Source organism: Serratia inhibens, assembly GCF_003591175.1.
Lineage (GTDB): Bacteria > Pseudomonadota > Gammaproteobacteria > Enterobacterales > Enterobacteriaceae > Serratia > Serratia inhibens.
This window is the reverse complement of the sequence record NZ_QYYG01000004.1, coordinates 247,086-268,557: the sequence shown is the minus strand read 5'-3', so window position 1 is coordinate 268,557 and position 21,472 is coordinate 247,086. Positions and strand designations below refer to the sequence as shown.

General features: G+C 56.2%; 20 protein-coding genes. 8 read left to right on the top strand and 12 right to left on the bottom strand.

Going from position 1 to position 21,472, the window contains the following annotated elements; translation table 11 throughout:
* Positions 1 to 6 precede the first annotated feature (6 nt).
* Complete coding sequence (gene yieH, locus D4100_RS15800) at positions 7 to 672, bottom strand: 6-phosphogluconate phosphatase (RefSeq protein ID WP_119804750.1); 666 nt, start codon at positions 670 to 672, stop codon at positions 7 to 9.
* 223 nt (positions 673 to 895) lie between these two features.
* Between yieH and D4100_RS15795 the strand changes: the two genes are divergently transcribed.
* Positions 896 to 2,233, top strand: coding sequence for an NCS2 family permease (locus D4100_RS15795; RefSeq protein WP_006321780.1), 1,338 nt, complete (start codon positions 896 to 898; stop codon positions 2,231 to 2,233).
* Positions 2,234 to 2,267: 34 nt separating this feature from the next.
* On the opposite strand, the gene D4100_RS15790 is transcribed toward D4100_RS15795, so the two are convergent.
* The 8 genes from D4100_RS15790 to rpmH all read right to left on the bottom strand — a co-directional run bounded on the left by D4100_RS15790 (position 2,268) and on the right by rpmH (position 8,970).
* Positions 2,268 to 3,317, bottom strand: coding sequence for an alpha/beta hydrolase (locus tag D4100_RS15790; protein WP_119804749.1), 1,050 nt, complete (start codon positions 3,315 to 3,317; stop codon positions 2,268 to 2,270).
* Between the two features lie 97 nt (positions 3,318 to 3,414).
* Positions 3,415 to 3,981: an NADPH-dependent FMN reductase gene (locus tag D4100_RS15785; protein WP_119804748.1), complete on the bottom strand. Its 567-nt coding sequence runs from the start codon at positions 3,979 to 3,981 to the stop codon at positions 3,415 to 3,417.
* Positions 3,982 to 4,156: 175 nt separating this feature from the next.
* Positions 4,157 to 4,882: a 4'-phosphopantetheinyl transferase family protein gene (locus tag D4100_RS15780; RefSeq protein ID WP_043913073.1), complete on the bottom strand. Its 726-nt coding sequence runs from the start codon at positions 4,880 to 4,882 to the stop codon at positions 4,157 to 4,159.
* Between the two features lie 240 nt (positions 4,883 to 5,122).
* Positions 5,123 to 6,490 (bottom strand): tRNA uridine-5-carboxymethylaminomethyl(34) synthesis GTPase MnmE, encoded by a 1,368-nt coding sequence (gene mnmE / locus D4100_RS15775; protein WP_119804747.1) that lies wholly within the window; start codon positions 6,488 to 6,490, stop codon positions 5,123 to 5,125.
* Positions 6,491 to 6,590: 100 nt separating this feature from the next.
* Positions 6,591 to 8,228: a membrane protein insertase YidC gene (gene yidC / locus D4100_RS15770; RefSeq protein WP_006321773.1), complete on the bottom strand. Its 1,638-nt coding sequence runs from the start codon at positions 8,226 to 8,228 to the stop codon at positions 6,591 to 6,593.
* A 2-nt stretch (positions 8,229 to 8,230) separates the two neighbouring features.
* Positions 8,231 to 8,488 carry a membrane protein insertion efficiency factor YidD gene (gene yidD, locus D4100_RS15765; protein ID WP_004933881.1) on the bottom strand — a complete coding sequence of 86 codons (258 nt, stop codon included), beginning with the start codon at positions 8,486 to 8,488 and terminating at the stop codon, positions 8,231 to 8,233.
* On the bottom strand, positions 8,452 to 8,811 hold the full coding sequence (gene rnpA / locus D4100_RS15760) for a ribonuclease P protein component (RefSeq protein WP_004950547.1): 360 nt from the start codon (positions 8,809 to 8,811) through the stop codon (positions 8,452 to 8,454). Before rnpA ends, yidD begins: the two co-directional genes overlap by 37 nt.
* An 18-nt stretch (positions 8,812 to 8,829) precedes the next feature.
* Complete coding sequence (gene rpmH / locus D4100_RS15755) at positions 8,830 to 8,970, bottom strand: 50S ribosomal protein L34 (protein ID WP_004093983.1); 141 nt, start codon at positions 8,968 to 8,970, stop codon at positions 8,830 to 8,832.
* A gap of 682 nt (positions 8,971 to 9,652) precedes the next feature.
* Here rpmH and dnaA point away from each other — a divergent pair.
* The 5 genes from dnaA (at position 9,653) to yidA (ending at position 16,753) form a co-directional block, all read left to right on the top strand.
* The gene (gene dnaA / locus D4100_RS15745; RefSeq protein WP_006321767.1) at positions 9,653 to 11,044 is read left to right on the top strand and encodes a chromosomal replication initiator protein DnaA; all 1,392 of its coding nucleotides are present in this window, start codon (positions 9,653 to 9,655) and stop codon (positions 11,042 to 11,044) included.
* Between the two features lie 4 nt (positions 11,045 to 11,048).
* A complete protein-coding gene (gene dnaN, locus D4100_RS15740; protein ID WP_006321766.1) occupies positions 11,049 to 12,149 on the top strand; it encodes a DNA polymerase III subunit beta in 1,101 nt (366 codons plus the stop codon).
* Positions 12,150 to 12,294: 145 nt separating this feature from the next.
* A complete protein-coding gene (recF, locus tag D4100_RS15735; RefSeq protein WP_119804745.1) occupies positions 12,295 to 13,380 on the top strand; it encodes a DNA replication/repair protein RecF in 1,086 nt (361 codons plus the stop codon).
* 18 nt (positions 13,381 to 13,398) lie between these two features.
* Positions 13,399 to 15,813, top strand: a complete 2,415-nt coding sequence (gene gyrB / locus D4100_RS15730; RefSeq protein ID WP_006321763.1) for a DNA topoisomerase (ATP-hydrolyzing) subunit B — start codon at positions 13,399 to 13,401, stop codon at positions 15,811 to 15,813.
* Between the two features lie 124 nt (positions 15,814 to 15,937).
* Positions 15,938 to 16,753, top strand: a complete 816-nt coding sequence (yidA, locus tag D4100_RS15725; protein ID WP_119804744.1) for a sugar-phosphatase — start codon at positions 15,938 to 15,940, stop codon at positions 16,751 to 16,753.
* 47 nt (positions 16,754 to 16,800) lie between these two features.
* Here the strand turns inward: yidA and D4100_RS15720 are convergent, their stop codons facing one another.
* Both D4100_RS15720 and D4100_RS15715 read right to left on the bottom strand, forming a co-directional pair.
* Positions 16,801 to 17,742 (bottom strand): ornithine cyclodeaminase family protein, encoded by a 942-nt coding sequence (locus D4100_RS15720; protein WP_119804743.1) that lies wholly within the window; start codon positions 17,740 to 17,742, stop codon positions 16,801 to 16,803.
* Positions 17,729 to 18,697 carry a threonine/serine dehydratase gene (locus D4100_RS15715; protein ID WP_006321752.1) on the bottom strand — a complete coding sequence of 323 codons (969 nt, stop codon included), beginning with the start codon at positions 18,695 to 18,697 and terminating at the stop codon, positions 17,729 to 17,731. The genes D4100_RS15720 and D4100_RS15715 overlap by 14 nt, the downstream gene beginning before the upstream one ends.
* A gap of 232 nt (positions 18,698 to 18,929) precedes the next feature.
* Here D4100_RS15715 and D4100_RS15710 point away from each other — a divergent pair, with 232 nt between their 5' ends.
* A complete protein-coding gene (locus D4100_RS15710; RefSeq protein WP_119804742.1) occupies positions 18,930 to 19,664 on the top strand; it encodes an acid phosphatase in 735 nt (244 codons plus the stop codon).
* An 89-nt stretch (positions 19,665 to 19,753) separates the two neighbouring features.
* On the top strand, positions 19,754 to 21,034 hold the full coding sequence (locus D4100_RS15705; protein WP_006321750.1) for a YidR family protein: 1,281 nt from the start codon (positions 19,754 to 19,756) through the stop codon (positions 21,032 to 21,034).
* A gap of 35 nt (positions 21,035 to 21,069) precedes the next feature.
* Here D4100_RS15705 and D4100_RS15700 read toward each other — a convergent pair whose 3' ends face one another.
* The gene (locus D4100_RS15700) at positions 21,070 to 21,414 is read right to left on the bottom strand and encodes a YceK/YidQ family lipoprotein (RefSeq protein WP_043913092.1); all 345 of its coding nucleotides are present in this window, start codon (positions 21,412 to 21,414) and stop codon (positions 21,070 to 21,072) included.
* Positions 21,415 to 21,472: the final 58 nt, after the last annotated feature.

The window sequence follows — 21,472 nt, the reverse complement described above, 5'->3', positions numbered from 1 at the left end:
GGCCGATTAACGGGTCAATCGCCAGCCGCGTTCACGCCATAACGCCGGGAGTTGGGCCAGGTCGTCAAACGGCGTTACCAGCGGATTTTCGATAGGCTGGTTGTGCGGATCGGCACAGAAGTAAAACACCGGAATACCGGCGGCGATCCCGGCCTGGGCACCGGCGGCGGAGTCATCCACCAGAATGCAGCGTTCAATGGGGACCTGCATTTTTTCGGCGGCGTGGAACAGGATCGCGGGGTCGGGTTTCCAACGCTGGATGTCATAACCGCTGAAAAATCGGTCATCAAAATAGTTCAGCATGCCGGTCAGGCCGAGCGAGTGCTGCATTTTGCTGACCGGGCCGTTGGATACGGTGCACATCGGCACGGCTACCTGAGCCAGCAGCTCGCGTGCACCGGCGATCTCCTGCAGTTCGTTGTCGAACAGGCGAGCCACTTCCCGGCGATATAAGGGTTCCAGTTCCTCTTTCGGCAGCGCTACGCCGTGTTCCGCATTAACCTGCTCGATGATCTCGTACAGTTTTATTCCTTTGTATTTCCTGAACATCTCTTCCAGCGACAGCTCAAGGCCATAGTGGGCGAACATATGCACATAAGCCTTGCTGCACAGCACCTCGCTGTCTACCAGCGTGCCGTCGCAATCAAACAAAATGCAGTCAATCTGATTCATCAGGGTAAGCGTCCTTCGGTTAAGCGGCGATAAAACCACTTTAACCGCATCAGGCAATATTGCGACTCCTTAATCCACTTTGCCGATGAATATCAATAAATACAGTCTGTTGACTACTTTGGCCGTAAAGACGGCGAAAAAAACCTGTGACCCGCGTCAAAAGCCAGACTTTTTGTTATAGGATAGCCAACGACTGTCCATTCCCCTCTTCGGAATTCTGATAATGAGCAAACCAGTATCTGGCCTTGACGTTGAGCAAGGCTTGCTTGGGCGCGTGTTTAAACTCAAGCAGCATGGAACCACGGCGCGTACGGAAACGATTGCCGGTATTACTACCTTTTTGACCATGGTGTATATCGTGTTCGTTAACCCCCAGATCCTGGGCGCGGCGGGCATGGATACGCAGGCGGTGTTCGTAACGACCTGTCTGATTGCCGCTTTTGGCAGCATTTTTATGGGCCTGCTGGCTAACCTGCCGGTGGCGCTGGCACCGGCGATGGGCCTGAATGCGTTCTTCGCATTTGTGGTGGTTGGCGCGATGGGCATTTCGTGGCAGATCGGCATGGGCGCTATTTTCTGGGGCGCCGTCGGTTTGCTGCTGCTGACCATTTTCCGTGTTCGTTACTGGATGATTGCCAACATTCCGATGAGCCTGCGGGTGGGGATCACCAGCGGTATCGGCCTGTTCATCGGCATGATGGGGCTGAAAAACGCCGGTATCGTGGTGGCCAATCCGGACACTCTGGTCACCATCGGCAACCTGACCTCGCACAACGTGCTGTTGGGCGCGCTGGGCTTCTTTATCATCGCCGTGCTGTCCTCACGCAATTTCCATGCGGCGGTGCTGGTTTCCATCGTGGTAACCACTCTGATCGGCTGGGCGCTGGGCGATGTCAAATACGGTGGCCTGTTCTCCATGCCGCCGAGTATTACTTCGGTGGTGGGTCAGGTTGATCTGGCCGGAGCGCTGAATATCGGCCTGGCCGGGGTGATCTTCTCCTTTATGCTGGTTAACCTGTTCGACTCTTCCGGCACCCTGATTGGCGTGACCGACAAGGCTGGGCTGACCGACGACAAGGGCAAGTTCCCGCGTATGAAACAGGCGTTGTATGTGGACAGCATCAGTTCGGTTGCCGGTTCGTTTGTCGGCACCTCTTCCGTCACTGCGTACATTGAAAGCTCTGCCGGCGTATCCGTTGGCGGCCGCACCGGCCTGACTGCGGTGGTGACCGGTATTCTGTTCCTGCTGGTGATCTTCCTGTCGCCGCTGGCGGGCATGGTGCCGGCTTATGCCGCCGCCGGCGCGTTGATCTACGTTGGCGTGCTGATGACATCCAGCCTGGCGCGCGTGAAATGGGACGATCTGACCGAGGCAGTGCCGGCGTTTGTCACTGCGGTGATGATGCCGTTCAGTTTCTCGATCACCGAAGGCATCGCGCTGGGCTTTATTTCTTACTGCGTGATGAAGCTCGGTACCGGCCGCTGGCGTGAAATCAGCCCCTGCGTGGTTGTCGTGGCGCTGTTGTTTGTGCTGAAGATTGTCTTTGTGGACGGTCATTAATACCACAAGGGCCGACGCTTGCCGGCCCTGTTATCTATGCCCCAGGCGTCGCGTCCGGCGCCTGATTCAATACCCACTGTAACGGCCGTTTGAAACGCGCCTGCCAGCCGCCTTCCGCGTTCTCCCCCTGGGGAAAATGCAGCGTCTCCACCTGATTGTTCTCGCTGAAAAGATTGGCGAAGTGCAGCGCCAGCGCTTGATCGCTGAAGTTTTGCCGATCGTAGTACGCCACCACCACCTTTTTGCGCGCCGCCAGCGATTGCTGCGCCGGTTTGATCCCGCCATTGGGGGCGATCAGCATTGCGCCGGCATAAAACTGCGGATATCTGCTCAGTAGATTGGCGGCATGCAAAGCCCCTTGTCCACGGGCCGTGAGGTAGATCTTTTGCGGATTAAGCTTTAATTCTTCCTGCGGCCGCAGGGCCTGTTGAATGGCGCTCTGGGTGCTTTCCTCGCTGTAATTCGACCAGCGGAAGCTGTTTTCCGACAGCATCTGGGTGCCGTTGATCTCGATATAGGCGACGCCCATTTCACTGAACAGCAAACGTTCTTCCGGGCTGATATTGGCGCCTTTGCCATAGCCGTGCAGGAACACCACCGTTGGCCATCCTCCTGACGGAGGAGCGCCCTTCGGTATGGCGTAGCTGGCTTTGCCTTCGAATAAATGGGCGTGCTGGAGGTAGCGAGCCTTGGTGGCGGCGAGGATCGACCGATAGGTGGCGCGGTGCTGGATGCTGTTAAAGGCGTCGTCTTCGAGCAACGTGTAGTAATACCACAGCCCACGATTGGCGCTCAGTTGCAGATAGCGTTCAGCCAGCTCTGTCTGGCCCTTTTCAGCCGAAGAGGCCGCTAACTGATAGGGGGCCCATACGTTGCGTTCGTCTTCGCGCATCAGCGTCAAATAAAGCGACATGGCCTCGATTTTCTTGTCTTCGTGACTTTGGGCGGTACGCGGCAACTGGGTGTTCAGCGGGCTATGCGCAGGCAGCTCGATCGGCTCTTCCCCTGCGGGATAACGCATTTCTGCGGCGAGCAAAGGTCTGGTAAACAAAGCCAGTAATAAGGCTAAAATAAAAAAATACATAATTGCATAACTTTATTTTTTAATGGATTAGAGAGCGTTCTCTTACTGGAACAGCGCCTTCAATCTCTTCGCGACCGAAGGCGTCAAAAAATAGAATTTACTTCAGGCGGCGGATATAGTCGCTGAATGCGGACAGCTGGCCGGTCAGGAAATCCAGCGTGCCTTGTTCGATCAATTGCCCGGCCTGTGCATCCACTTTGTTCTGGATGACCCCACCCATAAACTCCGGCTTGTTCATCACCATGGCGTCGAGGAACACCAGAATTTGACGCAGATGATATTGGCAACGCGCGCCGCCGATCGGCCCCATCGAACTGGTCTGAATCGCTACCGGTTTACCGGCCAGCGGCTGGTTCGGCAAGCGGGATAGCCAGTCAATGGCATTTTTCAACCCGCCCGGCACCGAGTAATTATACTCCGGGGTCACAATGATCACGCCGTCAGCCTGACGGATTTGCGTGGCGATAGCTTCAACCGTGGCGGGGAAGCCTTCATCTTGTTGCACATCGGCATCATACAGCGGGATATCACGGATAGAGGGAAGCGCTTCGATGATCACACCCTGGGGGGCGAGGTCGGGCAGCGCCCGGGCCACCATGGCATTGTAAGAACCTTTGCGCAGGCTGCCGAGCAGGGTGACTATTTTTAAGGCTTGGTCTGACATGATGACTCTCCCTTTCGAATGAACAGATTCAGCTTAGAACACCTGCCGATAGTAGGGCAAACATGGCGGTGAGAATAGCCAATTCCTGCATATTTGCCTGTATTTATAGTTTTATTAAGAAATTAATAGGTTAAAGATAGTTTTATCTTATCTTTTTCACCATAAACTGCCGATGTCAGCGGTGATGAGCCAGGCTGGTCAGCTTTACAAAGCGGGTGGAGATGGCGGGGGCGCGTGATGAAATCTCGCCGTACTTCTGCAGACCTTTGTGCTCTTCGTACCGCCAGCACACCAACTGTTCAAGATAGGGTTCATGCGCGCAGGCCCAGCTCAGATACTCGTCGGCATCGCTCATCACCTGAACCTGAGGCGTGGCGCTGGAGCGAAGATGGCCGGAAAAGGGGTGCAGCAGCAGCGTTGATTGCCCGCTGTTTCCCAGACCGGAAAGCTTCAACACGCTCTGACGGATGCTCCACAGCTGGGTTTCCGCTTCCAGCCGATCGTATTGTGCGCTGATCCAGGCGGTCTCTGTCGGTGATTGATATTGGTGTTGCAGTTTTTTTTGCTGGCCGCCGCGCGCGCGCATGACCTCTATATCCAGCCCTACCTTGCCTTCATTGCTGAGCAGGACGCCTACCGTATCGCTGGCATAGGCCAGACTGAAGTCAGGCAGATGGTTGTCGGCAAAACAGGGGCGCCCGGTGGGGGTGGTGGCTATCGGTGGCAGTGTCGGCAGCCCATAAAGATAAAACATCATCTCGGCGAGCAGGATGCGCCCCTGAAGGAAACGCTGGCGGCGTTTAACGGAAAAATCAGCGGTCGCGGTCAACACCTCGACGGATAATCTGTGGGTATCCAGGGCGGCGCTAGCGGGGGTCCATCGGGCAAAATGACATGCCATTGTTCACTCCATGACAGAGAGCGCTCTGATAACGCAGGAGTGTTAGATTAAGCATAAGTCGCGGATTTATCATTAAAAAACAGTATGAGGTTTATCCTATTTATCTGTTTTTTGAATGACATTGTCCGGTGTCGCGTCACTCCACCATGGTATCAGCGAGGCATTAGGCGTCAGATCAAAATGCGGTTTTTCGAGCAAATGATTGAGGATGCGGGTGCCGTTTCCAGCACCCGCTGCCGGTTATTTTCCGATGCAGAAACTGGAGAAAATGCGTCCCAGCAGGTCATCTGAGGTGAACTCGCCGGTGATTTCACTCAGCGCTTGTTGCGCCAGGCGCAATTCTTCGGCCAGCAGTTCCCCCGCGTAAGCGCTCACTAACTGCTCTTTGCCCTCGACCAGATGCAGGGCCGCTTGTTCAAGTGCTTGCAGGTGGCGACGGCGCGCCAGGAAGCCGCCTTCCATATTGCTGGTGAAACCCATGCTCTGTTTTAAATGATCACGCAGCAGGTCGATGCCTTCGCCGGTGCGTGCCGAAAGGCGAATAAGTGAGTGACCATTCACTTCGGTCATGCCCAGCGTTTCACCGGTGATATCGGCTTTGTTGCGCACCACGGTGATCGGCAGGCTGTGTGGCAGCCGTGCCATAAACTCTGGCCAAATCTCTGCCGGTTCGGTCGCGGCGGTGGTGGTGCCGTCAACCATAAACAGCACGCGGTCTGCCTGTTCAATCTCGTTCCACGCACGTTCGATGCCGATGCGCTCTACTTCGTCGCTGGCTTCACGCAGGCCGGCGGTGTCGATGATGTGCAGCGGCATGCCGTCGATGTGAATATGCTCGCGCAGCACGTCGCGGGTAGTGCCGGCAATGTCGGTGACGATCGCCGCATCGCGGCCGGCTAACGCATTGAGCAGGCTTGATTTACCGGCATTTGGCCGCCCGGCGATCACGACTTTCATCCCTTCGCGCAGCAGGCTGCCCTGGCGTGCCTCGGCACGTACGTTGTCCAGATCGGCCATCACGCCGTTGAGCTGCGCTTCGATTTTACCGTCAGACAGGAAGTCGATTTCTTCATCGGGAAAGTCGATCGCGGCTTCCACGTAGATTCGCAGGTGAGTAAGTGCTTCCACAAGCTGGTGGATGCGGGTGGAAAACGCCCCCTGCAATGAGTTCATTGCGGAACGCGCTGCCTGTTCGGAACTGGCGTCGATCAGGTCGGCAATTGCCTCGGCCTGCGCCAAATCCAGCTTGTCGTTGAGAAAGGCGCGTTCAGAAAACTCGCCGGGCCGCGCGATACGCACGCCGGGCAGTGCCAGTACCCGTTTCAGCAGCAGATCGAGGATGACCGGCCCACCGTGGCCTTGCAGTTCCAGCACGTCTTCACCGGTAAACGAGTTTGGGCCGGGGAACCACAGAGCGATACCCTGATCCAGAGTGGCGCCTTCGGCGTCGCGGAACGGCAGATAATCGGCGTATCGTGGCTTCGGCAATTTGCCAAGCAGGGCCTGTGCGGCGTCTTTTGCGCCACGGCCGGAAATACGCAGAATGCCGACGCCGCCGCGTCCCGGCGGAGTGGCTTGGGCTACGATGGTATCGGTAGTGCTGCTCATAACGGTTCTCTCTGACGATTCAACATGCAAAAAGGCGGTCAAATGACCGCCTCTTATCTTTCGCTGCAAGGGTTCAGCGCGCCGAACCCCTACAATACGCTTAGGTCTTTTTCTTGTCGCGGCTGTGCAAGCCACGTTTTTCCAGGCCGCGGTAAATCAGCTGCTGCTGGAGGATGGTAACCAGGTTACTGACGATGTAGTACAGCACCAGACCGGACGGGAACCACAGGAAGAACACTGTGAAGATCACCGGCATAAAGGTCATGATTTTCTGCTGCATCGGGTCAGTCACGGTGGTTGGCGACATCTTCTGGATGAAGAACATCGTCACGCCCATCAGGATTGGCAGAATGTAGTACGGGTCTTGCGCCGACAGGTCGTGGATCCACAGAGCGAACGGCGCATGGCGCAGCTCAACCGAGCCCATCAACATATAGTACAGCGCCAGGAAGATTGGCATCTGGATAACCAGCGGCAGACAACCTCCCAACGGGTTCACTTTCTCGGATTTGTACAGCGCCATCATTTCCTGACTCATGCGCTGTTTGTCATCACCGATACGCTCACGCATCGCCTGCAGTTTTGGCTGCAGCATGCGCATTTTCGCCATCGAGGTGTACTGCGCTTTGGTCAGCGGGTACATGATGCCGCGCACGATGAAGGTGATGATGATAATCGAGAAGCCCCAGTTACCGATGAAGCCGTGGATGAACTTCAGCAGTTTGAACAGCGGCTGGGAGATGAACCACAACCAACCGTAATCCACTGTCAGGTCCAGATGCGGCGCCAGTTGGGCCATCTGATCCTGCAGCTCCGGGCCAACCCACAGGGTGGCGTTCAGTTGCTGCTGCGCACCAGGCTGCACCACAACCGGGGTAGATTTGAAGCCGATGGTGGACAGGTTGTCGCCAGGTTTAGCGGTATAGAAGGTATTGCTGCCCTGAGTTGCCGGCACCCACGCGGTGGCGAAGTACTGTTGCAGCATCGCAACCCAACCGCCCTGAGTGGTGACATTCAGGTTCTCGTCCTTGTCGAACGCGTATTTCTGATACTTGTCTTCGCTGGAAGAGTACGCCGCGCCACGGAAGGTGTGCAGAGCGAAGTTATTGCTGCCGGTGTCGCGGTGCTTAGGCAGCTCTGTAGTCTGCTTCAGTTGGCCGAACAGGGTCAGCTCCAGCGGAGTGGTGCTTTTGTTGTCGACGTTGTAGTCAACGCCAACCGCGTAATGGTTACGCTTGAGCACGAAAGTCTTGGTGTAAACCGCACCGTCTTTACCGGTGAAGGTCAGCGGAATGCGCAACTCATCCTGGCCTTCCGGCAGGGTGTAGCTGTCCTGCGCCGCCTGGAACAGAGGACGATCGCCGTTTGCCGGGTTATCCGGGCCGTTTCTGCCGGTCAGGCCGCTTTGCGCCTGATAAACAAATGACGGGGTGTTTTCCAGCAGTTGGAATGGAGTCGATGAACCCAGGGTATCCGGGTAGGCCAACAGTTTAGCCTGCTCGATATCACCACCACGCGTGTTGATGGTCAGCGACAGCACGTCAGTGTTAACGGTAATCAGTTTACCCTGGCCACTGGCGGGCACAGCCTGGCTTGCGGCATCACCGGTAGCAGTGTTCGAAGTCTGTTGCGTGGTCTGGGCGACTGGTTGCGGAGCGTTGTCCGTTTGCCAGGCTTGCCAGATCATGAAAGACACGAACAGCAGAGCGATGAGGAGAAGATTGCGTTGCGAATCCATCGTTAGTGTTCTCTGTTATCGTCGGTTTTCGGCGGCACGGGATCATCGCCACCTGGGTTCAAGGGGTGGCATTTTAATACGCGTTTCAATGCTAACCAACTGCCTTTTATCATGCCAAACCTGCTTAATGCCTCAATTGCGTAATGAGAACATGTCGGCTGGAAGCGACAACGAGGCCCAAGCAGCGGACTGATGACGAGCTGGTAAGCCCGCACCAGCCCGATCAGGATGCGGGAGCCTGGCGACAGTGGCGACGCCATAATTTTTCCAAAGCTTCCGTCAACGCGCGGTTATCCAAATCCGCTATCCCTTTTTTGGCCACCACGACAAAATCCATCGCCGGTAACTCGTGCTGGCGTAAACGGAAGCTCTCGCGGGTAAGGCGTTTGATCCGGTTGCGTTCATGCGCGCGTTTGACGTGTTTTTTGGCGACGGTAAGACCGATGCGGGGATGCCCCAGCTGGTTCAGGCGGCCGAGGATGGTGATTTGCGGCGTGCCAGCCCGTTGTGGCTGCTGGAAGACGAAAGTGAAATGAGTGGGAGTTAACAAACGTAACTCCCTGGGAAAAGCGAGCTTAACCACTCAGCGGGTTAGCTTTTATTACTTAGAAACAGTCAGACGAGTACGGCCTTTCGCACGACGGCGGGCCAGAACTTGACGACCATTTTTGGTGGCCATACGAGCACGGAAACCGTGGCTACGGTTGCGCTTCAATACGGACGGTTGGAAAGTGCGTTTCATGGCGATTTCTACCTAAACTTAAAATAAGGACATAAGTCAAATGCGTTTGGCTACTCGGCGTGAAAGCTACCGACGCCTCAATCGCAATATATAAAGAGGCGGGATTGTAATAATTGTACAGTCCTGAGTCAATTCACATCGCGCGAGCCTACCTGGTTGTCTGCCAATACGGAGTAAAATCCGGTCTTGGCTCGTGGTCACAGCTGAATCCTGTCTGGCTAATGACTCACCATAAGGAACCAGGTATCACACGTAGGGCGAATATTATACGGACTCGGGGGGAAACCGCAAGGATCCTGAAGCGATCCTTGCGGTTAAAGCCCAGGATCCTTCGTGGATAACAGGGTATAACCGGTTGACAATGTAAAAAACGGCGTTCCTCGGGCGTGATCTCGCCTGTAATTTAACGCGGGTGGCGAAAAGATCGCCGCAGGCCGGGGCCTGTGGATAAAATGGATCTAATCTGCGATGAAGGGGAGGATCTCTTGCTCGGATTGCGCTATGATCCGTCATTCCGATCGCGATCTCTCAAGCGGGGATCGTGGGGGACATAAACCGTGAAAGGCGGTTCGCATGCCCCACTGGTGTTCAGCCGATGCCGGGCATGTGTCAAAAATCATGAGTTATAAAAAAGTAGCCTGATTCTTTTCTTTTTATTGATCTTGTTCGAGTGGAGTCCGCCGTGTCACTTTCGCTTTGGCAGCAGTGTCTTGCCCGATTGCAGGATGAGTTACCTGCCACAGAATTTAGTATGTGGATACGCCCATTGCAGGCGGAACTGAGTGACAACACCCTGGCGCTTTATGCGCCCAATCGCTTTGTGCTGGATTGGGTTCGCGATAAATACTTAAACAATATCAATGGCCTGTTGAATGACTTCTGCGGTACGGATGTCCCTTTGCTGCGTTTTGAAGTCGGCAGTAAACCGCTCACCCAAATCATCAGCCAGACCGTCACCGAAAGCCGCAGCGCACCAAGCGCGCCGGTGGTGCGCACCGTGGCACCTTCCCGGCCAAGCTGGGATAACGCGGCGCCTCAGCCCGAACTTTCTTACCGCTCCAACGTTAACCCAAAGCACACCTTTGATAACTTTGTTGAGGGTAAATCCAACCAACTGGCGCGCGCGGCGGCTCGACAGGTGGCGGATAACCCGGGTGGCGCCTATAACCCACTGTTTTTGTATGGCGGTACCGGCCTGGGTAAAACTCACCTGTTGCATGCGGTCGGTAACGGCATCATGGCGCGCAAGGCCAATGCCAAAGTGGTCTATATGCACTCTGAACGCTTTGTGCAGGACATGGTTAAAGCCTTGCAGAACAACGCCATTGAAGAATTTAAGCGTTACTACCGTTCGGTCGACGCGCTGCTGATCGATGACATCCAATTTTTTGCCAACAAAGAGCGTTCGCAGGAAGAGTTCTTCCATACCTTTAACGCCTTGTTGGAAGGCAATCAGCAGATTATCCTGACCTCGGATCGTTATCCCAAAGAGATTAACGGGGTTGAGGATCGCCTCAAATCCCGCTTCGGTTGGGGGCTGACGGTAGCGATCGAACCGCCGGAGCTGGAAACCCGCGTGGCGATCCTGATGAAAAAGGCCGACGAGAACGATATCCGTCTGCCGGGCGAAGTGGCGTTCTTTATCGCCAAGCGCCTGCGTTCCAACGTGCGTGAGCTTGAAGGGGCGCTGAACCGCGTGATTGCCAACGCAAACTTTACCGGCCGTGCCATTACCATTGATTTCGTGCGTGAAGCGCTGCGCGATCTGTTGGCACTGCAGGAAAAGCTGGTCACCATCGACAATATTCAAAAGACGGTGGCGGAGTACTATAAAATTAAAGTCGCGGATTTGCTGTCCAAGCGGCGTTCGCGTTCGGTTGCCCGTCCACGCCAGATGGCGATGGCGCTGGCAAAGGAACTCACCAACCACAGCCTGCCAGAAATCGGCGATGCGTTTGGTGGCCGCGACCATACCACGGTGTTGCACGCCTGCCGGAAGATTGAGCAGTTGCGTGAGGAAAGTCACGACATCAAAGAAGATTTCTCCAATTTAATCAGAACATTATCTTCCTAGCGCTATGAAATTTATCGTTGAACGTGAGCATCTGCTAAAACCGCTGCAACAGGTGAGCAGCCCGCTGGGCGGCCGCCCAACGCTGCCAATTCTGGGTAACCTGCTGTTGCAGGTGACGGAAGGCTCCCTGCTGCTGACCGGTACCGATCTGGAGATGGAGATGGTGGCGCGCGTTGCCCTGTCCCAGCCCCATGAAGCGGGCGCGACTACCGTCCCCGCGCGTAAATTCTTTGATATCTGCCGTGGTCTGCCCGAAGGGGCCGAGATCACCGTAACGCTTGAAAGCGAACGTATGTTGGTGCGTTCCGGCCGCAGCCGCTTCTCGCTCTCTACGCTGCCGGCGGCGGATTTCCCGAACCTGGACGACTGGCAGAGTGAAGTCGAATTTACTCTGCCGCAGGCGACGTTGAAGCGTCTGATCGAGGCCACGCAGTTCTCGATGGCTCATCAGGACGTGCGCTACTACTTAAACGGCATGCTGTTCGAAACCGAAGGTGAAGAACTGCGTACCGTGGCGACCGACGGTCACCGCCTGGCGGTATGTTCAATGCCTATCGGGCAGCAACTGCCTTCGCATTCGGTGATTGTGCCGCGTAAAGGGGTGATGGAGCTGGTGCGTCTGCTGGACGGTGGCGATACGTTGTTGCAGTTGCAGATCGGCAGCAACAACATCCGCGCTCACGTCGGTGATTTTATCTTCACCTCCAAGCTGGTTGATGGCCGTTTCCCTGATTATCGCCGCGTATTGCCGAAGAACCCGGACAAAACGCTGGAAGCCGGCTGCGATCTGCTCAAGCAGGCGTTTGCCCGAGCGGCCATTTTGTCGAACGAAAAATTCCGCGGCGTGCGTCTGTATGTCAGCCAGAACCAGCTCAAGATCACCGCCAACAACCCTGAGCAGGAAGAAGCGGAAGAGATCCTCGATGTCAGCTACGACGGCACCGAGATGGAAATTGGTTTCAACGTCAGCTACGTGCTGGACGTGTTGAATGCGCTCAAGTGCGAAGATGTGCGTCTGCTGTTGACCGATTCGGTTTCCAGCGTGCAGATCGAAGACGGTGCGAGTCAGGCTGCCGCCTACGTCGTCATGCCGATGCGTCTGTGATCGATGGCGGGCTATTTTATTTGCCAGCTTGGGATTGGGCAGTGCTCGCCATCCTCACGTACATTAAGTACGCTCCGGTGGCTGTGCGCTGGCCGCACCCAATCTGCCTGCGACAATTGCGCCCTCGATCATAAGAAATAATGGCATGGCTCTGACGCGTTTACTGATTAAAGATTTCCGCAATATTGAAACTGCGGATTTGGCTCTGGCGCCGGGATTCAATTTCCTGGTTGGGGCCAACGGCAGTGGGAAAACCAGCGTGCTTGAGGCGGTGTATACCCTTGGCCACGGGCGCGCATTTCGCAGCCTGCAGGCCGGCAGGGTGATCCGCCACGACCAGCCGGAGTTCATTTTGCACGGCCGCATTGACGGCGCAGAACGTGAAATGTCCGTAGGATTAAGCAAGAGCCGTCAGGGGGACAGCAAGGTACGTATCGATGGCAGCGATGGCCACAAAGTGGCCGAACTGGCGCAGCTATTGCCGATGCAGCTGATCACCCCCGAAGGTTTTACCCTGCTAAACGGCGGGCCGAAATTCCGGCGCGCCTTCCTGGACTGGGGTTGTTTTCATAACGAGCCCGGTTTTTTCACCGCCTGGAGCAACCTGAAAAGGTTACTGAAGCAGCGCAATGCCGCGTTGCGCCAGGTCAGTCGCTATGCGCAGATCCGCGCCTGGGATCAAGAGTTGATCCCGTTGGCCGAGCGTATCAGCGAGTGGCGGGCAGCTTACAGCGACGCGATTGCCGCGGATATCACCGCGACATGCGCGCAGTTTTTGCCCGAATTTGCCCTGAGTTTCTCTTTCCAGCGCGGCTGGGACAAAGAGAGCGACTACGGAGAGCTGCTGGAGCGCCAGTTTGAGCGCGACAGGGCGTTAACCTATACCGCAGTGGGGCCGCATAAGGCGGACTTCCGCATACGTGCCGACGGCACGCCGGTAGAGGATTTGTTATCGCGCGGTCAGTTGAAACTGCTGATGTGCGCGTTGCGCTTAGCGCAGGGTGAGTTTCTCACCCGGCAGAGCGGGCGGCGTTGCCTGTATCTGATTGATGATTTTGCCTCCGAGCTGGACACCGGCCGTCGCCGGTTACTGGCCGATCGCCTGAAAGCCACCCAGGCCCAGGTCTTTGTCAGCGCCGTGAGCGCTGAGCAAGTGACCGACATGGCCGGTGAAAAGGGCAAGATGTTCCGCGTGGAACAAGGTAAAATAGAGGTTCAACCACAGGACTAAAATGAGCGAGAAACGTTGATGTCGAATTCTTATGACTCCTCAAGTATCAAGGTATTAAAAGGGCTGGATGCGGTGCGTAAGCGCCCGGGCATGTATATCGGCGACACCGATGATGGCACCGGTCTGCACCACATGGTATTCGAGGTTGTGGACAACGCTATCGACGAAGCACTCGCTGGCCACTGTAGTGACATTCAGGTGGTCATCCATGCCGATAACTCTGTTTCGGTACAGGATGATGGTCGCGGTATCCCGACCGGTATTCACGAAGAGGAAGGGGTTTCCGCAGCGCAGGTGATCATGACCGTGCTGCATGCCGGCGGCAAATTTGACGACAACTCCTACAAGGTATCCGGCGGCCTGCACGGCGTGGGTGTTTCCGTTGTTAACGCCCTGTCGGAGAAACTGGAACTGGTGATCCGCCGTGAAGGCAAGGTGCATGAGCAGACCTATGCCATGGGCGAACCGCAGGCGCCGCTGAAAGTGGTCGGTGAAACCGATCAGACCGGCACCACGGTGCGTTTCTGGCCAAGCTATGAAACCTTCACCAACAATACCGAATTTGAGTACGATATTCTGGCCAAGCGCCTGCGCGAGCTGTCTTTCCTTAACTCCGGCGTGTCTATCCGCCTGAAAGACAAACGCACGGACAAAGAAGACCACTTCCACTACGAAGGCGGTATCAAGGCGTTTGTTGAGTATCTGAACAAAAATAAAACCCCAATTCACCCCAACGTGTTCTATTTCTCCACCGTGAAAGACGATATCGGTGTGGAAGTGGCGTTGCAGTGGAACGACGGTTTCCAGGAAAACATCTACTGCTTCACCAACAACATCCCGCAGCGTGATGGTGGTACCCATCTGGTCGGTTTCCGTACCGCGATGACCCGTACCCTGAACAGCTACATGGATAAAGAAGGCTACAGCAAAAAGGCCAAAATCAGCGCCACCGGCGATGATGCGCGTGAAGGCCTGATTGCCGTGGTTTCGGTGAAGGTGCCGGATCCCAAGTTCTCTTCTCAGACCAAAGACAAGCTGGTTTCCTCCGAGGTGAAAACCGCGGTTGAAACGCTGATGAACGAAAAGCTGGTCGATTATCTGATGGAAAACCCGGGCGATGCGAAAATCGTCGTCGGTAAAATCATCGATGCGGCGCGTGCCCGTGAAGCGGCGCGTAAAGCGCGTGAAATGACCCGTCGTAAAGGCGCGTTGGATCTGGCAGGCCTGCCGGGCAAACTGGCGGACTGCCAGGAACGTGACCCTGCGCTGTCGGAACTGTACCTGGTGGAAGGGGACTCTGCGGGCGGCTCTGCCAAGCAGGGGCGTAACCGTAAAAACCAGGCGATTTTGCCGCTGAAAGGTAAAATCCTCAACGTTGAGAAGGCGCGCTTCGACAAGATGCTGTCTTCGCAAGAAGTGGCGACGCTGATCACCGCGCTGGGCTGCGGCATTGGCCGCGACGAGTACAACCCGGACAAGCTGCGTTACCACAGCATCATCATCATGACCGATGCCGACGTCGACGGCTCGCACATCCGTACGCTGTTGTTGACCTTCTTCTACCGCCAGATGCCGGAAATCATTGAGCGCGGCCACGTGTTCATTGCCCAGCCGCCGCTCTACAAGGTGAAAAAAGGCAAGCAGGAACAGTACATCAAAGATGACGAGGCGATGGATCAGTACCAGATCGCCATCGCGATGGACGGCGCAACCCTGCACACCAATGCCAACGCGCCGGCACTTGCCGGTGAACCACTGGAGAAACTGGTGTCCGAGCACTACAGCGTGCAGAAACTGATCGGTCGTATGGAACGCCGCTACCCGCGCGCGCTGCTGAACAACCTGATCTACCAGCCAACCCTGAATGAAAGCGATCTGACCGATCAGAGCAAAGTTCAGGTATGGATTGAGTCGCTGGTAAAACTGTTGAACGATAATGAGCAGCACGGCAGCAGCTATGACTCGGTGATCTTCGAAAATCGCGAACGCCAGATGTTCGAGCCGGTGCTGCGCATCCGTACCCACGGTGTGGATACCGATTATCCGCTGGACTTCGAGTTCTTCCACGGCGGCGAATACCGCAAACTCTGCCTGCTGGGCGAAAAACTGCGTGGCCTGATCGAAGAAGATGCCTTCATCGAACGCGGCGAGCGCCGTCAACCGGTAGACAGCTTCGAGCAAGCGCTGGAGTGGCTGGTGAAAGAGTCACGCCGTGGCCTGTCGGTACAGCGTTATAAAGGTCTGGGCGAAATGAACCCTGAGCAGCTGTGGGAAACTACCATGGATCCGGAAAGCCGCCGTATGCTGCGCGTGACCGTGAAGGACGCCATCGCTGCCGATCAGCTGTTCACCACCCTGATGGGTGATGCGGTTGAGCCGCGCCGCGCCTTTATCGAAGAAAACGCCCTGAAAGCGGCGAACATCGATATCTAACCGGTTAAATGGCCATGAAAATCCGCGCCGGGCGACCCGCGCGGATTTTTTTACGCCTTTTTTGGCGCTGACAGCGCGGGCTGAAACGCGTTAGCATGGGAAAAAACCACTGGGAGAAGCTCGAATGGCTATTGAACTGATTGCGATTGATATGGACGGCACGTTGCTTAATCCGCAGCACCAGATAACGCCTGCGGTGAAGCAGGCCATCACCGAGGCGCGCCGCAAAGGGGTTCACGTGGTGCTGGCTACCGGGCGGCCTTACGTCGGCGTGCAGGACTATCTGCGTCAATTGGACATTCAGGGCAGCGGTGATTTCTGCATTACCTATAACGGTGCGCTGGTTTTACAGGCGGCAGACGGCTCCTGCATCCTGCAGGAAACCCTGGATTTCGAAGACTATGTCTATGTAGAACGGCTGGCGCGCGAGTTTGGCGTGCACTATCACGCGTTTGATTTCGATACCCTGTATACGCCGAACAAGGACATCGGCAAATACACCATCCATGAAGCCCATATGACCGGTATTCCGTTGAAATACCGCAGCGTGGAAGAAATGGACCGCCAGATGCGTTTCCCGAAAGTGATGATGATTGATGAACCGGAGCTGCTCGATCGCGCGATTGCGCGTCTGCCTGCCGAAGCGTGGGAGCGTTACACCATCCTGAAAAGCGCGCCTTACTTCCTGGAGATTTTGCATAAACGGGTTGATAAGGGCACCGGGGTGAAAATGCTGGCAGAACACCTCGGTATTGCGCAGGAAAACGTGATGGCGTTGGGCGATCAGGCCAATGATACTGCGATGATCGAATACGCCGGCGTTGGCGTAGCTATGGGTAACGCCATTCCGGAACTGAAAGCGGTGGCGCAGTTCGTTACCACCACCAACACTGAAGACGGCGTGGCGCACGCCATTGAGAAGTTTGTGCTGAATGTCTGAGGCGTTGTTGCATCACCGGGGGCGCGCATCTGCGCCCTTGAAGCGCGTTAGAGCCGCGCTAAAATACCCTTCACAATCTGGACGTCCTGAATCGCCAGCCCGGTAAGATCGGCAATAGTGATTTGCTGCGGGCTGCTGCGCAGCGTTCCTCCCTGCGCCAGAGCTGCGCCAAATTCAACGATCGGCTTTGATGTCAGCAAACCTTGTCGATAAGCGGTGGCGATCTCGCCATAGTCTGCACACTGCGACAAAGCATCAACCAGCAACAGATCCGCTCTGGCCACCAAATCGGTCGCCAGCTCCTGCTTGCCGTGGGCATCTGCGCCAATCGCCGTAATATGGGTGCCAGGCTGAATATCCGCCGCCTGCAAAATGGGCTCGCGGCTGGGGGTGGTGGTGACAATCAGCCGACAATGTGCCGCCAGCGCTGCCGCATCCCGGGTGGTATGCACCCGGAAACCCTCTGTTTCGGCATCGTGGCGAAAGGCTTGCAGAGCCGCTTCGCTACGCCCCCACAGCCAGACATCACGGCACGGAGTGAGAGGTTTTAACTGCTGCAACTGCAACCGGGCCTGCATGCCGCAGCCGACGATGCCGATCGCCGGGATGTCCGCCGGGGCGCACAGCTCGGCGGCGATACGCCCTGCCAGCGCGGTGCGTAACGCGGTCAGCCAGCCTTCGTCCAGCAGCAGCGCCTGCGGTTCGCCGGTCAGCGCAGAGAAAGCCATCAGCAATCCCTGATTGCTGGCCAACCCTTGCGCCGGGTTGCGGTAGAAACCGGCGGACACCTTGACGACAAACTGCTCATCGCCTTCCAGCCACGCCGATTTAATACAGCAGTCGCCTGCGGCCTGCTTAAACAGGAAATGCTGTACCGGCGGTTGTTGTACCTGTTGGCGCGAGTAAGCAATAAATCCAGATTTAAGCAGCGACGTGATGCTATCTGCGTCGAAACTGTCCATTATCTGTTGCTGGTTAATGATTTTCATCGGCAATGGCCTTGAGGTATTTCTCCAGCACGATGTTTTTTCCGCACAGCACGACCGCCACTTTTTTTCCCTGAAATTCCGGTGCCAGTTTGATAGCTGCCGCCAGGGCCACCCCGGCTGCGCCTTCAATAATCCAGCGATCGCTGGCGGCAATCTGGCGCATCGCCCGTTTGATTTCCTTTTCACTGACCAGAATTTTGCGATCGATTAGCCGCTGGCACAGCGGGAAGGTAATGGCGTTCGGCTCCACGCCGCCGGCGGTACCGTCGGACAAGGTCTCCTGCTCTTCTACCGGGAAGATATGGCCGGCTTCCAGTGCGCTGTACATGCTGGTGGCATTCTCGGGCCAACAGGCGATCAGTTGGGTTTTCGGCGACAATTGCCGCAGCACGGTGCCAATACCTGAAATATAGCCACCGCCGCCCACGGCGACAATCACCGCATCCAGATCCGGCTGCTGTTCGACCAGCTCCATGCCGCAGGTGCCTTGACCGGCGATCACTTGCTCGTCGTTATAAGGGGAGACATACACTTTGCCCTGTTCCTGGGCTGCCTTCTCGCCTGCCTGTTCCGCTTTCAGAGCATCTCCCGGCACCGTCACGACTTTCCCGCCCAAAGCGCGGATGGTTTCGAGCTTGATCGCGGCGGCGGTTTCCGGCGCATAGACCGTCACGCTGACACCCATCAGTTTGCCCGCCAGCGCCATCGCCTGGCCGTGATTACCGCTGGAGGCGGCGATCACCCCGCGTCGACGCTGTTCGTCGCTCAGCAGCCGCAGTTTATTGCTGGCACCGCGAAACTTGAATGAACCGGTTGGCTGCAGATGGTCGCATTTCAGATACAGCTCGCAACCCAGTTGTTGCGACAACAGCACACTGCGCTCCAGAGGGGTCACGCGAACCTGCGGGCGCAACTGCTGATGGGCGGAAACAATGGCATCGAAGAGGTGGCTCATATGGGTTCCTGTAGACAGAGAGTTTATTGTAGACTTTAAATCCATTTTGTACTTTTTAGTATTTTTTGTAAACCCCTACAACCCCAGGTGCGGTCAGAAAACCAATGTTGAGTTCTGTGATCGCTATTGAGGTGAAAAATCCTTATTAATTTATAGTTAACCGGCCGTATTTTTTAATTATTTGCATCAAGGATGTTGAATAAAAATTAATTATTTTAATAAGGGAATTGATATGAAAAAGATATTATTAGCCGCGTTAACCAGTGCCGCGTTAACGCAGTTTTCATTTGCCGCCAAAGATGTCACCACTCAGCCAGAGGTTTATTTTCTGCAAGAGTCGCAGTCCATAGATAGCCTGGCATTGCTGCCGCCGCCACCGGCGATGGACAGCATTGATTTCCTCAATGACAAGGCGCAATACGACGCCGGGAAAATAGTGCGCAATACCGCCAGGGGCAAGCAGGCTTATGATGATGCCCATGTTGCAGGGGACGGCGTCGCCGCCGCATTTTCCAACGCCTTCGGCGTGGAAATAACCCAGCAGAAAACGCCGGAACTGTATCGATTGGTGATGAAAATGCGCGAAGATGCCGGCGATCTGGCGACCCGCAGCGCAAAAAATCACTATATGCGCATTCGTCCTTTTGCTTTTTATAATGAATCAACCTGCCGGCCGGATGAAGAAAGCTCCCTGTCGAAGAACGGCTCTTACCCTTCCGGGCATACCACCATTGGCTGGGCGACCGCGCTGGTGCTGGCTGAAATCAACCCCGCCAGGCAGGGCGAGATCCTGCAGCGTGGCTATGATATGGGCCAAAGCCGGGTTATCTGCGGTTACCACTGGCAAAGCGACGTGACTGCGGCGCGCATGGTGGCGTCGGCCATCGTGGCCCGTTTGCATGCCGAGCCCACCTTTGCCGCCCTGTTGCAAAAGGCCAAGGACGAATTCAACGGCCTGAAAAAGTAATCTTTTCTCATCCCCGGCCGGCGAAATGAAACGCGCCGGCCAATCCGGTAAGATGGTGACTTAGTGCCAACATGTGCAGGGGAGCCGCCATGAGCTACCGGGAAAAACAGCTGACTTTTGATCCACGTGGACATCAGTTAACCAATATCAACGTCTGGACGCCAGACAGCCAGTGGCTGGCTTACGACGTGCGTCCGAACGGCGCTTCCTTTACCGGCCTGAGTATTGAACGGGTGAATGCCAACAGCGGCAAGGTAGAGGTGTTATATAGAGCCCAGCACGGCGCACATGTAGGTGTGGTGACCGTCAGCCCGGACGCGCCGGCCCGTTACGCTTTTATTCACGGCCCGGAACACCCGGACAGCGTTTGGCATTACGATTTTCATCACCGGCGTGGCGTGGTCGTCAGCGAACCGGATCTTGAACTGGCCATTACTCTCGATGCGATGGATATCTCCGCACCTTATACCCCCGGGGCGCTGCGCGGCGGCACTCATGTCCACGTATTCAGCCCGGACGGCAGCCGCCTGAGTTTTACCTATAACGACCATGTGATGCATGAGCTGGACCCGGCACTGGATTTGCGTAACGTTGGTGTGGCTGTGCCTTTGCAGGGCGTAAATCCGCCCAAGCAGCATCCGCGTGAATATGATGGCAGCCATTACTGCGTGCTGGTCAGCGAGACCACACCACAACCGCAGCCGGGCAGTGACCAGATTAGCCGCGCCTACGAAGAGGGATGGGTCGGGCAGTGCGGCTATGCCCGGTCCGATGGACGCCAACAGCGTTGGGCACTGGCGTTTATCGGCGATACGCGTTCCGCTGCCGACGAAAAGTTGCCGGAAGTGTTTATTGTCGACTTGCCGCACGACGACGCCGACTATGCCAAAGCCGGTTCCCGACCGTTGCAGGGCACCTCGACCCATTTACCCGCTCCCCCTTTGGGCGTGCGCCAACGTCGCCTGACCTTTACCGGCCGGCGTCGTTATCCGGGGGTCGCCACCGCGCCGCGCCACTGGCTGCGCAGCTCGCCTGATGGCAGCATGATTGCCTTTCTGATGAAGGATGACGAGGGCGTAGTGCAACTGTGGACGGTTTCGCCGAACGGCGGTGAGCCGCGCCAAATTACCCGGGGCGAACATGGGATCCAGTCGGCGTTCAGTTGGCACCCGCAGGGCCGGCGGATCGCACTGGTGTGTGATAACAGCCTGATGTTGTGCGAAGTAGCCAGCGGCCGTATGCAGCGGCTGACGCAACGCACTGCGCTGCCGCCGTCGGGCGATGCCATTGTCTTTTCGCCGGACGGCAATCATGTGGCATTTATGCGCGAGGTTGAGGGATTCAGCCAGATTTTTGTGGCTGAGGTGTGATCAGGACGCGGGCCGTACAGCCCGCGTAAGGCATATTAATGCGCGGCTACGTTGGCTGCATGGCTGGGATCGCCGCTGGCCGCCAGGTTCTGCTCTTCGCCGCGCAGGATGCGTGCTTTCGGTGAGTCTGCGGTGTCGTCGCTGTCGGAGCGCATATAGTCGTAAGGCAGCAGCACGGTGTCCATCACGGCGGAGAAGGGTAGATCCAATGCCACCAACGGCATCATCGCCCAACTGGTGTTGTCGTCCTTCAGCATACCCATGCTGGCGCGGGTACCCGGATAGTAGCCCTGATTCGGGCCGGTGTGGCTCATGACGCTGGAGCAGCCGTTGGTTGCCAGCAGTATGCAACTGGTTGCTATCACTTTTATCGTTTTCATTATTCCATCCTGCAGGGTGCTGTTCCCCAAAATTTGCTGATCTATAACATCTTGTCGA